The following is a 12,251-nucleotide window of genomic DNA, read 5'->3' on the forward strand; positions in this document are numbered from 1 at the left end:
TGGACGCCCTAGCAGGTTTTTTCTTTAATCTCTATACATTAAATACCGTTCATACCACATATCAATAAAATCAGGAGCAAACGGACCCTTTCGCTGATGAATCCATTGCGTTAAATATTCAACATTTCGTTTTAAAATCGTGTCAATGACAGCCGGATAATTCATAAGCTCACGATGTTTTTCGTACTCATCTTCATCTAACAATGTATACGTCATATCGGGATACACTTTAATGTCTAAATCATAGTCAATATATTTTAATGCTTCATAATCATAGGCAAATGGTGAACTTAAATTACAATAGTAGTACACACCTTCCTGCCTTAGCATGCCAATAACATTAAACCAATAATTCGAATGAAAATAGCAAACAGCCGGTTCACGAGTAATCCACGTTCGTCCATCAGATTCCGTTACGACCGTTCGATCATTTGCTCCAATCACAAAACTTTGTGTCCCTTTTAAAACTGTTGTTTCTTCCCACATTCTATGAATGGAACCATTATGTTTATAACTATGTATTTGTATTTTTTCTCCTTCTCTGGGAAACCCCATACTTTCTCCCTTCTTTCGCCGTGAACGCTCTTCTAAAGTTGTTATTTGAGATGCCGTTCATTTTTTACTCTTTTTCAAACATATTGAGCCGAATTCACTTTTCTTTTTATTATAACGGTTCTGTCGAAATTTTAAAACAAAAGAGCCGATTCATGAAATCGTCTCTTCGCTTGAAAGCATCTTCTCATTTTCAAAAGAATGAATGACCGCAGCTGTTTGTTGCTCAAATTTCAATTGTAAATCTTTTAATGCTTTTTCTGTTCTTTGAATTTCTTGACGAATAAAATGAAGTTCTTTCGCATCTTGCTGATTCATTTCAAGATGTTGATATTTTTCTAAATGAACTTGTAACTTTAATAATTCATCCATCGTCCGCAATTGCTCTTCAACCAATTCATCAAACAGTTTCATTCCATCCCTCCTAAAAATCCTATTACATATTTTCGAATAAAACCGCTTCGTCTCCTTTGACTATATTTGTTGACTTATTAGAAGTTATGTCGGCTTACACAAAGAAAAACACTCCCCTTACATTAGAGGAGTGTTTTTTCTTATTGATTCGAACTAAGATTTCTTTGCTGCTGATTTTGCGTTTTGTTGTTTTACTGCTTGTACATTTGTTTCTGTTGCAAACTCTGTACCATAGCTAGCATTTGCACTTTGAGCGCTAGCACTAGAAGTTTGTGATTTCTTAGCTTCTGCTTGAGCGTTTTGTTGTTTTACTGCTTGTACATTTGTTTCTGTTGCAAATTCTGTGCCATAGCTAGCGCTTTGTTGTTTTGCGCTTTGAATGCTAGCACCAGAAGTTGTTTTACCTAAACCTTGTTGTTTTTGATTCATCTTTCTCACCTCCACAACAAATAATGTAACCATCCTTACCTGAACCTATCCGTTAAAAACGTGAAAAGAAAAAATTTTTTTTACGTATACAGATAAAACCGTTCATTCAAACTAATTATGATGGAGGTGCTACACGATGTATGTTGGACGTGATATGACAGAGTTATCAATGACTCCGAAAGATCAATGGAATCAAGAAGAGCTCGCTTATTTTCATCATTCTTTACAACAAATGATGCCCTACTTAAACGTAGAAGGACAAACCATTTATAAAGAAATTATAAAAGAAATTGAAGCACGAGGCGGCCTGCAGCGGCAACAAGCTGATTGGACGCACAGTACAGAAATACCTCATGATTAAGAGCTCCAGCCGCTACGGCTGGAGTCTTTTCACGCACTCTTCATAAATTGTTCGATGTGATTTCGAAATAAGTAATTGTTCAAATTCTTCGGTAGTGATTATTTTTAAATGATCAGTTTCAACAATTGGTCGCAACGCGGTACCATAAAATACAAAGATATCCCACGTTCTATGCGTAAATGTATGCTGAACATTCATCGCATAATCATCAATAGCAACAGAAAGAGAAAAATTCTCTTTCATATAATCTGTTAATTGCTGTTTATGATTACGAATCCCTTCTCCAATCTCTACATTCGGAAATTCCCACATGTTAGCAAGTAAGCCTGTGCTCGCTCTTTTATTTACCACGTATTTCCCATCTTCTGTACGCAATACTCCAGCCACTATTGGAACCATTTTCGGTGCCTTCGCTTTACTTTTCACTGGTAATTCCTTTTGTACACCTTCTGCAAATGCGCGGCAATGCTCCCGAACAGGACATAGCAAACAAGCAGGATTTTTCGGAACACAAATCAGTGCCCCGAGTTCCATCAATCCTTGATTAAAATAAGATGGATTTTCTTTTGAGATGATTTGGCGCACAACCTCTTCAAATACTTTACGTGTTTTTGGTTTGGCGATATCATCCCAAATTGACAAAATACGTGATAATACACGCATCACATTTCCATCAACAGCCGGCTCTGGAACTCCGTAAGCAATACTCAAAATCGCCCCTTTTGTATAGGGCCCTACACCTTTTAACTTTTCAATTTTTTTTACATCATTAGGAACTTTTCCGCCGTATTGTTCCTTTACTTCTTTTACGGCAGCATGTAAGTTACGCGCTCTCGAATAATAACCAAGGCCTTCCCACGCTTTTAACACTTCTTCATCTTCTGCATCAGCTAACGCTTCTAATGTTGGGAACTTTTCCATAAAGTTTGCGTAATATGGTTTTACAGCTTCAACCCGTGTTTGCTGAAGCATAATTTCCGAAACCCAAACGCGATATGGGTCTTTATTAATGCGCCATGGTAAATCACGCTGCTCTGTTTCAAACCAACTGATTAAATCATGTTGAAATTTTTCTATGTTAAATTCATCTAATATCTCAAGTTTCAAACTTGATCCCCCTCATTTTTGCATATACGTACTATTATAAAGAATTTAGGAGAAAATTTAAGTAAGATGACGTAAGAAATAAAAGGCAAATGCCTTGTGATATAGAATAAAAAGAGTTACATTAATAAAAAACGGAGGTGGTTTTCATGGATACAGCCACTCATCTTGTTATGGGCGTTACATTAGGAAGCTTAGCCACGCTAGATCCAGCGCTCAGTCAAAGTGACTTCGGACCCCAAGCTGTAATGTTTGCAACAATTGTCGGTTCCAATATCCCTGATATTGATACAGTTTTAAAATTAAGAAACAATGCAAAATATATTCGAAATCACCGCGGGATTACTCATTCGATCCCGGCTGTTATTCTTTGGTCATTTCTTGTTAGCGGGATTACTTTTGCAGTATTTCAAAGTCCTCCCTATCTCCACCTTCTTCTATGGTCATTTATTGCTGTGTTTCTTCATGTTTTCGTTGATATTTTCAACGCATACGGTACACAAGCACTGCGGCCTTTCACTAAGAAATGGGTGGCACTAGGTGTTATTAATACATTTGATGCAGTGATTTTCTTCATTCATACATTAGCGATTGCCTGTATGCTTGTCGGTGCAAATAAAGGTTATGCCGGAGTAGCTGCTTATATTTTAATGACCATGTATTATATTGGCCGAATTATGATGCGCCAAAATGTAAAAGGTGTCGTAAAGAAACGATTTCGTGACGTTGAACAAGTCATCATTTCACCGTCATACCGCTTTTATCATTATCACTTAGCCATTGTGACAAAAGACCATTATTACGTTGCCCGTTGGCATCGCGGTAGTATTATGGTTCATGATAAATTCGAGCGCATTCCATTACCTGATAACGATGTCATTCGTGCCGCTCAAAAAGATGAAAACATTTCAGCGTTCTTATCGTTTTCTCCTGTCTATCGCTGGGATATTTTTGAATACAACGATTATTATGAAGTTCGATTTATTGATTTGCGCTATCGCAGCAAAGATTATTATCCATTTGTCGCAATTGTTCAGCTGAATAAAGATTTTGATATTATGAGTTCCTACACAGGATGGATTTTCAGCGAAGAAAAACTGCGCAAAAAATTAGAATTACTTCCGCATTAAAAAACGACCAAAATTGGTCGTTTTTTAATGTTTAACATGATCGTCTTTGTTAATTAAATGACTATACTTTGGATTACTCGTTTGAATTTCATGCAAACGTGCCCCTTGGTTGTTAATCCACGTGCGTACGATTTTCTCTGTCATTTCACTCCCTTGATACGTTCCTACTTTTGCATATGTCGCACCAAAATCCTCCCATAACAACTCAACCCAAGTACGCGCTTGAGAATAAGAAAGAGAAGCATTTTTTTCAAGAAGTTCTTTCGTTAATTTTTCAAAAATATCGTTCATGTTATATCTCCTTTAATCAATTCATTCATTTTTTCAACATGTAAATCACGGCTATGCAAAATACAATATAACTGCTACTTGCTTCCTCCCTTTGTTTAAAATATGGCAAGTGGCAGAAAAAGGCACTGACCGCTTCTATGCACGGCCAGGTGCTCTCGCCAACCTAAAAGAAAGGGGTTTTAGGTCGTTTTTTAATTTGTATATTTTCTCTCACATTGCACAATCTATAAGTGATACTTTTTGTATCAATTTGTAGCGAGGGGGAGTTCCTCTTGGGCAAACAATCTGAAATTTGGTCTGAATCCAAAAACAACAGCAAAATCAACGGTCCTACACAAGCAAAAGCTCGCTTTGCTTCGAAACGACCTAACGGCACTATTAATACGCATCCGCAAGAGCGAATGCGTGCCGCTAATCAAGAAGAAGCATAACAACTGTTTATCAATAACTTCTTATACGAGGTGATAAAATGAGCTACCGCAATCATTTAGACCGTCGTTCTGAGTCATTCAACCCCACGTGGGCTCGTCCAAAACACGCGAAAGCACAAGTGAATGGACAAACGCAGCAAACGCAGTCTCTCATTATTTTGGCAAATGAGATGAGAAAACGTCAAATTTAACTGCCTATCTCTTTAACAACTACGAAAAGTGAAAACCAGAGCAGCCAAGGCTCTCTGGTTTTCATTTCTTTTGCAATAATGAAATAGGAATACCAATTTCCTCTGTTTCATTTTGTTTATGTCCCCAAGCAAATACCCCATTAAAATACGTAATGGTAAACGATGCCCCTGGCTCTTCTACAAGTTCATATGTTTCACCAACCTGAAACTCATTAATATCTGTCATATAAGCACGTGCCATCGCAATTTTTCTCATTAAAACATCAAATTCATTTACAATGCCAAGTTGTTCTGCTTTTACTACTTGTTCTTTTAAAACGCCTATTTCTTCTCGCAACTCATGTGGTGTCATCTCGCTATAGCGCTTTGGCATGTTTCTCATATTTTCCCTCATCCCTCTTCACGTTTCATTTCAATAAATCCTTCTATTTCATCAATCGAAAAACCCTTTCGATATAACGCTTGCTTCATCTTATTTTTATACGTCCAACCATCATATTTCTTATATTTTTCATGATACTTATTCCCGTGATATATAAGGGCTTCTTCTTGCTGTTTATCATCCTTTTCATCTTTTAATTCCTCTAAACAAATTTGGATGATATCCCGCCCATATCCTTTCCGCACTAACATCTCTTCTAATTTTTGTTTCATTTGTAGAAAAGAATGTTTTTGATAAGACTTTTTCTTTTTTTCTATAAGTACGAGAGCATTTTCAATTTGCTTCTCCTCGGGATACTCCTGTAAACTATGGGTAATCATTACATCCGAAATCCCTTTACTTAACAGTTCACGTCTAATGACAATTGGCCCTTTTGGGTTCACATTGCTATGCGTACGCACATAGGCAATTGCGTACTCTTTATCATTAATATAACGATCACGTAATAGTTTTGAAATAACTTCAGAGATGATGGCTTGTCCAATTTCTTTTTTCCGTAATTGCTCTTCTACTTCTTGCTTCGTTCTCATTTGATGCGATAAATAAGTAATTGCATATAAATATGCTTTTTGTATTTCTTCATCATATAAAACGTTTGCTAATTCAACATCATCAAATTCCAAACCTTTTTGAAGCCCATGTTTTATTAAGGTCACTTGATCAACACTAAAGCCATATTCTTCTCCATGACCTTTATCAATGTAAATATTAAATCTTTCTTTCGTTCGTTTTTGTACTTCTATTTTTGTAATGACAGCCATAAAATTCACCTCAATATCATTTTAACATATATGAAACAAATTTGAGTTTCTTGAATATACATAATAAGGAGGGATTTCTCTTGGAAATTGCTATTGCTGGAGGAACTGGTTTTATTGGAAAAGCACTCACTTTATATTTAGCAAGCAACGGACATACCGTGTACATCCTGACACGTCAAGTAAGAGAAAATCATTCCCCTGCAAATATACGGTATATACATTGGGATGCTGACGCTTCAGAATTCCCGCTTTCTTCCGTTGATATCGTTATTAATCTTGCCGGAGAATCTATTAATAATGGTCGCTGGACGAAACAACAGAAAGAAAAAATTATAAATAGTCGTTTAAACACAACAAAAGGCTTAATTAAACAACTACAAACTTTACACCAATCCCCAAGCACGTTTATAAATGCAAGTGCGATTGGCTATTACGGTACATCAGAGACAGACACATTTACAGAAGATCATTCTAAGAAAGGGAATGATTTTTTAGCCACTACTGTACAATTATGGGAAGAAGAAGCGAGTAAAGCAGCTGATCTTGGTATTCGTACAATTTATACGCGCTTCGGTATTGTTCTTGGAAAAGATGGAGGAGCATTACCGAAAATGTTACTTCCCTATCAACTCTTTATTGGGGGAACAATCGGTTCAGGAAACCAATTGCTTTCTTGGATTCACCTTGAAGATGTTGTTCAAATGATCGATTTTGCGATTCATACAAAAGAAATAAGCGGTGCATTCAATATTACAGCTCCTCATCCTGTAACAATGACGGAATTTGGAAGCACAATCGCAAAAGTGCTGCATCGCCCACATTGGTTACCAGTACCTGAGTTTGCGCTTAAAACCCTTCTCGGTGAAAAGAGTATCCTTGTTTTAGAAGGACAAAAAGTATTACCTCAAAAGGCAATACAACATGGATATACACATTCTTATGCTACTCTAGAACATGCGCTTCAAAATATTGTATTGCACTAACAATTTCTAAATTCCGCTAGAAAAAACTTGCAGGAAAACTAAAGAGGTTCTTATGAAAACATTATTTAAGCAAGCAACTGTTTATCCTATTACATCTCCTAAATTGCAAGGTGATGTATTAGTAGAAAACAACAAAATCATTGCGTTAGAACAATTTATTGAGGCTAGCAAGGATATGAGCGTTATTGATGCACGCGGCCTTCATCTACTTCCAGGCTTTATCGATGTGCATACGCACCTTGGTTTATATGACGAAGGAACTGGTTGGGCTGGAAATGACGCAAATGAAACAGCGGAGGTATTAACACCTCATATTCGTTCTCTAGACGGCATTCATCCTTTTGATGTGGCTTTTCAAGATGCCCTGCAAAGTGGTATTACAACTGTGCATGTTATGCCTGGAAGTCAAAATGTAATCGGCGGAACAACATGCGTCATCAAAACGGCAGGAAATAGTATTGATCATATGGTCATTCAAGAACCCGCTGGTTTAAAAATTGCATTTGGAGAAAATCCAAAACGAATGCATAGCAACGGAAACAAAGAATCTATTACCCGTATGGGAATTATGGGAATGCTTCGAGAAGCATTTTATGAAGCAAAGCACTATGGAAATGATACCGATTTTCGAATGATTCCTATTTTGCAAGCGCTCCGCCGCGAAATTCCTATACGTGCCCACGCTCATCGTGCAGATGATATTTTATCTGCTCTTCGCTTCGCTAAGGAATTTAATCTCGACTTACGTATTGAACACTGTACAGAAGGCCATCTTATTGCTGATAAATTAGCAGGCCACGATTTAAAAGTATCTGTCGGACCAACATTAACGCGCCGTTCAAAAATTGAAATTAAAAACAAATCTTGGCAAACATATCATACTTTATCTACTCATGGGCTTGAAGTTTCTATTACGACAGACCACCCCTATACACCCATTCAATATTTAAATGTTTGTGCGGCTATCGCCGTTCGAGAAGGATTAGATGAACATAAAGCTCTAGAAGGAATTACAATTCTACCCGCTCGCAATTTACGGCTAGAAAAGAAAATTGGTAGCATAGAGACGAAAAAAGACGCTGACCTTGTCCTATGGACTCATCACCCTTTTCACTATTTAGCCAAGCCTGTATTAACGATGATAGATGGAAAAATTATCTATACAAAAAATTCATAAAAACTAGTTTATTTTTTTGACTAGATGAAGTATTATACGATTATAAACTGAATGAAACCATGATCAATTTGTGTCGTGCCTAGTAATTTCAAATTGATGAATGGGGAAGGCAAATGGTGCGCCACCAGCATTATAGACTGGTTCTAGTGGGTTCGATTCCCACCCCGAAATTTTTTAAAGTTCTATATAAAAATTTCGAGGGTGGGATGTTTTTTTTTCGTCATGCTGCCCTCTTTTTAGGAGGAGATAGTATGTTAAAAAAACGTGACCTACATGACAGCCACGTTCTATATGATTTGATGATTCACCCTGATGTCTTCCCCTTTGTGCGTCAGAAGGCGTCTTCTTATGACGAATTTTTGTTTTTAACAAAACAAACAATTGAAGCGGAAGAACGTGGAGAATTAATTTCGCGCGCAATTGTTGATGAATGGGGAAATCCAATCGGAACAATAACTTTATTCGACATCCAAGAAAAAGCAGGTTTTCTTGGCACTTGGCTCGGTAAACCCTATCATGGAAAAGGTTATAATAAACCAGCAAAAGATGCTTTCTTTAGTGAGCTTTTCTACGAATTAGATATTGAGACTATTTTCATGCGAATTCGCAAATTAAATACTCGTTCTATTAAAGCTGCCGAAAAACTACCATACGTCAATCTAGCAAATGAAACTCGTAAATGTGTATACGATCAAATTAACGCAAACGATGAAGTATATAACTTATATGAAATTCCAAAAGATCAATACACACTACACACAATGCGCGAAGCAACATTCCAAGACGCTCACCATTTAAAAGAAGCGTAATCTATGTATATCTCCCTCTGTCATTGGTAACGATAGGTAATGACTTTATGACATGAGGTGAACTGGAATGGATAAGAAAAGACGTGAAAAAACGAAAAGTAAATTATCTAGCACACAAGAAGTTCTCTATCAACGTGAATTTAGAAGAGCAGATCGTGCAGCTGGATATAAACCAAAAGGAATTTATTAACATACAGCTACCTCTTGTTCAGAAGAGGTAGTTTTTTTGTGGAAAACTTTATCCACAAAAAACTAAAAATGTGTATAAATTCGAATATCTTTCCTATAAAAGAGGAATTTAACCACAGTGAGTTTGTTTGATTTGTGGATACTTTTACTAAAACTTGTGGATATTGTGGGTAGTTTTGTTAACATTTTAAGTTTACTGTATATTGAAAGCGGATTCTTTTGTGGATAAATTATCATTCTGCAAACAATTTTATTATCAAAAAACGGGAGACATATAGATGTACACTCCACTCCGAGTGGACGCTTTCCGTTCCGTGTATTCAAAATGATTCATTTTCAAAAAATCACTCCCATGTTACAGTGATGAACCAAATAATTTCTATTCTTCCTTTTTTCGCATTCCTATCTATATAAATTCATTTTATTTTTTCGACATATAGATTGCTGCTATGCAGAAAAAAAGGAAGTTGCACTCGCTTTCTCTCTATGTTTTTACTTCGCATGTGGTAGAAAAACGCCCTGACCGCTTCTATGCATAGCCAAATACTCTCGCCTACCTAAAAAGAATGGTTTTATGTCGTTTTTTAATTTGGATTTATATAAACGAAATAACGAAAAAAACCTCCTTCTACAGATAGAAAAGAGGCTCTTATATTAAGTAAAAGACTGTACAAGGGCTGGTGAACGTACCGGTGTATGCACCCGCACGTGATTTTCCTCTAAAATAGAATCCACTATATGAAACGCTGGTTCCGGACGATAAATGCGTTTCATCGCTTCTTTCATTTGCAATAACTTCATATCATCTTGCAATAATTCTTTCGTTTTCGGAAAGATTTCATGATCTTCACGAATAACAACCGCTGCACCTTGTTTTTCAAAATACTTCGCATTTTCATTTTCTTGTCCTGGTACTGGTTTATATAAAATGACAGGTACTTGCAAAGCTGCTGCTTCACTTAATGTAATTCCTCCTGGTTTCGTAATCATACAAGAGGTAATACGGAACAGCTCATCAATATTCTCTACATAACCGAATACTTTTAATGCATCTGGGTTGCTTTCTTGTAGTTGTAGCAAACCCTCCTGCAATGCTTTATTTTTCCCACAAACTACGGCTATCTGCAGATTAGGAACTGATAGAAAGGACTGACATAACTCTTTTACACTTCCTAACACTCCATGTGCCCCTGCCACAATAAGTAAAGTCTTTTTGTCTCGTGACAAATTATACTTATCATACAGGGCTTCTACATTAACAGATGCTTCAAAGTTTTTCCGAATCGGAATCCCTGTTTCTACAATTTGCTCAGCAGGTACCCCTACTTCTATCATAATGTTCTTTACATAATCTGTTGCAACAAAATAACGATCCACTTCTCCGTGGATCCATATTTTATGCAAGCAAAAATCAGTAAGTACATTATAAACAGGAATAGAAATACCTGTTTGTTTTTTTAACTCTGGCACCGCAATGATTGGAAATGTATTAATAACAATATCGGGTTTTTCAGCTTGTAATATCGCTTTTAAACGTTTTCGCCCAAAGTTGGCATACCATGATGCGATTTTTTTATCGTAAATTTTTTCAACACCATAATAAAATAAGCGGTATAGCTCTTTCCCAATTGTATAACTTTTTAAATATAAATATTTTGTAATGTCTGTTATGACAGGATGTGATTCACTAAAAAGATCGCATACAATTACATCCTTAAGTCCTCTTTGACGAAATGTTTGTTCTAATGTTTTTGCCACTTGTACATGACCGTTACCGTAATGTGCTGTTAATATTAAAACCTTGGGGTTTTTAATCAAACAAATCCACTCCTAGCTTTTTCGGTCCTTTATATTGCATATGTACAATATAAAAAACAATTTCCTTATAATTTTGCAAGTTTGAACTCCAACGAATTTCCGCTGGATATGTACCTGTCGTGGATATACAAAGCATATGTTATTGACCCCTTAATCCCATCTGCTCATATCTTAACATTATACTTTCCCATAACTGCTTTCGCAATAACTTGGCATCTATACTTCATGATACGCACTACACTATTTCTTAATTCTTTTTATTGTTTCGTTTTCCCTTTACATTTTTGTAAATTTATCCATATCATTTCTTTACAAAAATAGTCATTATATAATATAAGTATACTCTTTTCCTTATATTTGCTCTACTATTTATCGAAAGAAAGCAAAAAGCCTAATCCACAATTGGATTAGACTGCTGCTAAAATATTCTTTGCTTTTTGAATGCATTCTTCCGTTGGAGGCTCTACTCCTTCAAGAGGATATTTATGACCTAGTGCCTCCCATTTATAGACCCCTAACTTATGATACGGCAAAACTTCTACCTTTTGTACATTATCAAGACTTTGAATAAAGGCTCCGAGCTTTTCTAAGTCCTCTGTACTATCAGTAACTCCAGGTACAAGTACATGACGCACCCAAATTGATTTCTTTTTATCTGATAAATAACGAGCAAATTGTAAAATATGTTCGTTCGGTTTGCCTGTTAATTTACGATGTTTTTTTGAATCAATATGTTTTAAGTCAAGTAATACCAAATCTGTATATTCCATCAAAATATCTAGTTTTCTTTGGAATTCTTCATCTTCAGAATAGCACCCTCCTGAAGAATCAATTGTCGTATGAATGCCGACCTCTTTACATTTCTTAAACAACTCAGTCAAAAAGTCTAACTGTAGTAGTGGCTCCCCGCCACTTACTGTAATACCACCGTCAGAAGCTTCCATAAAAGGAAGGTAACATGTAACATCCTGCATCACTTCTTCAACTGTTATTTCTTTCCCTTTACCGATCTCCCACGTATCCGCATTATGACAATATTGACAACGTAGTAAACACCCTTGCGTAAATATAACATAACGGATTCCTGGACCGTCAACAGTACCACAAGACTCAACAGAATGAATTCTTCCTTTTACCATGTTACTTCCTCCTCTATTAAAACAGCCCCC

General features: G+C 36.3%; 18 protein-coding genes. 8 read left to right on the top strand and 10 right to left on the bottom strand.

Annotation, left to right across the window (positions count from 1 at the left end; genetic code table 11):
• Window positions 1-24: 24 nt before the first annotated feature.
• From ntdP to V7024_RS08975, 3 genes are all read right to left on the bottom strand, one after another.
• Window positions 25-555 carry a nucleoside tri-diphosphate phosphatase gene (gene ntdP / locus V7024_RS08965; protein ID WP_098918440.1) on the bottom strand — a complete coding sequence of 177 codons (531 nt, stop codon included), beginning with the start codon at window positions 553-555 and terminating at the stop codon, window positions 25-27.
• Window positions 556-705: 150 nt separating this feature from the next.
• The gene (locus V7024_RS08970; RefSeq protein ID WP_335518517.1) at window positions 706-966 is read right to left on the bottom strand and encodes a YgaB family protein; all 261 of its coding nucleotides are present in this window, start codon (window positions 964-966) and stop codon (window positions 706-708) included.
• A gap of 153 nt (window positions 967-1,119) precedes the next feature.
• A complete protein-coding gene (locus tag V7024_RS08975; protein ID WP_335518614.1) occupies window positions 1,120-1,410 on the bottom strand; it encodes a gamma-type small acid-soluble spore protein in 291 nt (96 codons plus the stop codon).
• Between the two features lie 121 nt (window positions 1,411-1,531).
• Between V7024_RS08975 and V7024_RS08980 the strand changes: the two genes are divergently transcribed.
• Complete coding sequence (locus V7024_RS08980) at window positions 1,532-1,756, top strand: hypothetical protein (protein ID WP_335518520.1); 225 nt, start codon at window positions 1,532-1,534, stop codon at window positions 1,754-1,756.
• 12 nt (window positions 1,757-1,768) lie between these two features.
• On the opposite strand, the gene mutY is transcribed toward V7024_RS08980, so the two are convergent.
• A complete protein-coding gene (mutY, locus tag V7024_RS08985) occupies window positions 1,769-2,863 on the bottom strand; it encodes an A/G-specific adenine glycosylase (RefSeq protein WP_335518524.1) in 1,095 nt (364 codons plus the stop codon).
• 146 nt (window positions 2,864-3,009) lie between these two features.
• Here mutY and V7024_RS08990 point away from each other — a divergent pair, with 146 nt between their 5' ends.
• On the top strand, window positions 3,010-3,990 hold the full coding sequence (locus V7024_RS08990; RefSeq protein ID WP_335518527.1) for a metal-dependent hydrolase: 981 nt from the start codon (window positions 3,010-3,012) through the stop codon (window positions 3,988-3,990).
• Between the two features lie 24 nt (window positions 3,991-4,014).
• On the opposite strand, the gene V7024_RS08995 is transcribed toward V7024_RS08990, so the two are convergent.
• Window positions 4,015-4,281: a YfhJ family protein gene (locus V7024_RS08995; protein ID WP_335518530.1), complete on the bottom strand. Its 267-nt coding sequence runs from the start codon at window positions 4,279-4,281 to the stop codon at window positions 4,015-4,017.
• A gap of 272 nt (window positions 4,282-4,553) precedes the next feature.
• On the opposite strand from V7024_RS08995, the gene sspK reads away from it, so the two are divergent.
• Together sspK and V7024_RS09005 are read left to right on the top strand one after the other, a co-directional pair.
• Window positions 4,554-4,712 carry a small, acid-soluble spore protein K gene (gene sspK / locus V7024_RS09000; protein ID WP_090916964.1) on the top strand — a complete coding sequence of 53 codons (159 nt, stop codon included), beginning with the start codon at window positions 4,554-4,556 and terminating at the stop codon, window positions 4,710-4,712.
• Window positions 4,713-4,750: 38 nt separating this feature from the next.
• A complete protein-coding gene (locus tag V7024_RS09005) occupies window positions 4,751-4,903 on the top strand; it encodes a YpzG family protein (protein WP_098918432.1) in 153 nt (50 codons plus the stop codon).
• A 61-nt stretch (window positions 4,904-4,964) separates the two neighbouring features.
• On the opposite strand, the gene V7024_RS09010 is transcribed toward V7024_RS09005, so the two are convergent.
• Complete coding sequence (locus V7024_RS09010; protein WP_335518535.1) at window positions 4,965-5,285, bottom strand: YfhH family protein; 321 nt, start codon at window positions 5,283-5,285, stop codon at window positions 4,965-4,967.
• Between the two features lie 8 nt (window positions 5,286-5,293).
• Window positions 5,294-6,106 (bottom strand): recombination regulator RecX, encoded by an 813-nt coding sequence (gene recX / locus V7024_RS09015; RefSeq protein ID WP_335518539.1) that lies wholly within the window; start codon window positions 6,104-6,106, stop codon window positions 5,294-5,296.
• An 80-nt stretch (window positions 6,107-6,186) separates the two neighbouring features.
• On the opposite strand from recX, the gene V7024_RS09020 reads away from it, so the two are divergent.
• The 4 genes from V7024_RS09020 (at window position 6,187) to V7024_RS09035 (ending at window position 9,265) form a co-directional block, all read left to right on the top strand.
• Window positions 6,187-7,089, top strand: coding sequence for a TIGR01777 family oxidoreductase (locus V7024_RS09020; protein WP_335518542.1), 903 nt, complete (start codon window positions 6,187-6,189; stop codon window positions 7,087-7,089).
• Between the two features lie 52 nt (window positions 7,090-7,141).
• Window positions 7,142-8,266, top strand: a complete 1,125-nt coding sequence (locus V7024_RS09025) for an amidohydrolase (RefSeq protein ID WP_335518545.1) — start codon at window positions 7,142-7,144, stop codon at window positions 8,264-8,266.
• A 251-nt stretch (window positions 8,267-8,517) separates the two neighbouring features.
• Window positions 8,518-9,075 (top strand): GNAT family N-acetyltransferase, encoded by a 558-nt coding sequence (locus tag V7024_RS09030; protein ID WP_335518548.1) that lies wholly within the window; start codon window positions 8,518-8,520, stop codon window positions 9,073-9,075.
• Between the two features lie 67 nt (window positions 9,076-9,142).
• Window positions 9,143-9,265 (top strand): YfhE family protein, encoded by a 123-nt coding sequence (locus V7024_RS09035; RefSeq protein ID WP_335518551.1) that lies wholly within the window; start codon window positions 9,143-9,145, stop codon window positions 9,263-9,265.
• Between the two features lie 653 nt (window positions 9,266-9,918).
• Here the strand turns inward: V7024_RS09035 and V7024_RS09040 are convergent.
• The 3 genes from V7024_RS09040 to pflA all read right to left on the bottom strand — a co-directional run bounded on the left by V7024_RS09040 (window position 9,919) and on the right by pflA (window position 12,221).
• Window positions 9,919-11,082 (bottom strand): diglucosyl diacylglycerol synthase, encoded by a 1,164-nt coding sequence (locus tag V7024_RS09040; protein ID WP_335518554.1) that lies wholly within the window; start codon window positions 11,080-11,082, stop codon window positions 9,919-9,921.
• Window positions 11,075-11,218: a hypothetical protein gene (locus tag V7024_RS09045; RefSeq protein ID WP_335518557.1), complete on the bottom strand. Its 144-nt coding sequence runs from the start codon at window positions 11,216-11,218 to the stop codon at window positions 11,075-11,077. Before V7024_RS09045 ends, V7024_RS09040 begins: the two co-directional genes overlap by 8 nt.
• A gap of 271 nt (window positions 11,219-11,489) precedes the next feature.
• Window positions 11,490-12,221 carry a pyruvate formate-lyase-activating protein gene (pflA, locus tag V7024_RS09050; RefSeq protein ID WP_335518561.1) on the bottom strand — a complete coding sequence of 244 codons (732 nt, stop codon included), beginning with the start codon at window positions 12,219-12,221 and terminating at the stop codon, window positions 11,490-11,492.
• Window positions 12,222-12,251: the final 30 nt, after the last annotated feature.

The sequence above is a fragment of the Bacillus sp. JJ864 genome, from assembly GCF_036963045.1.
GTDB classification, from domain to species: Bacteria; Bacillota; Bacilli; order Bacillales; family Bacillaceae_G; genus Bacillus_A; species Bacillus_A pseudomycoides_C.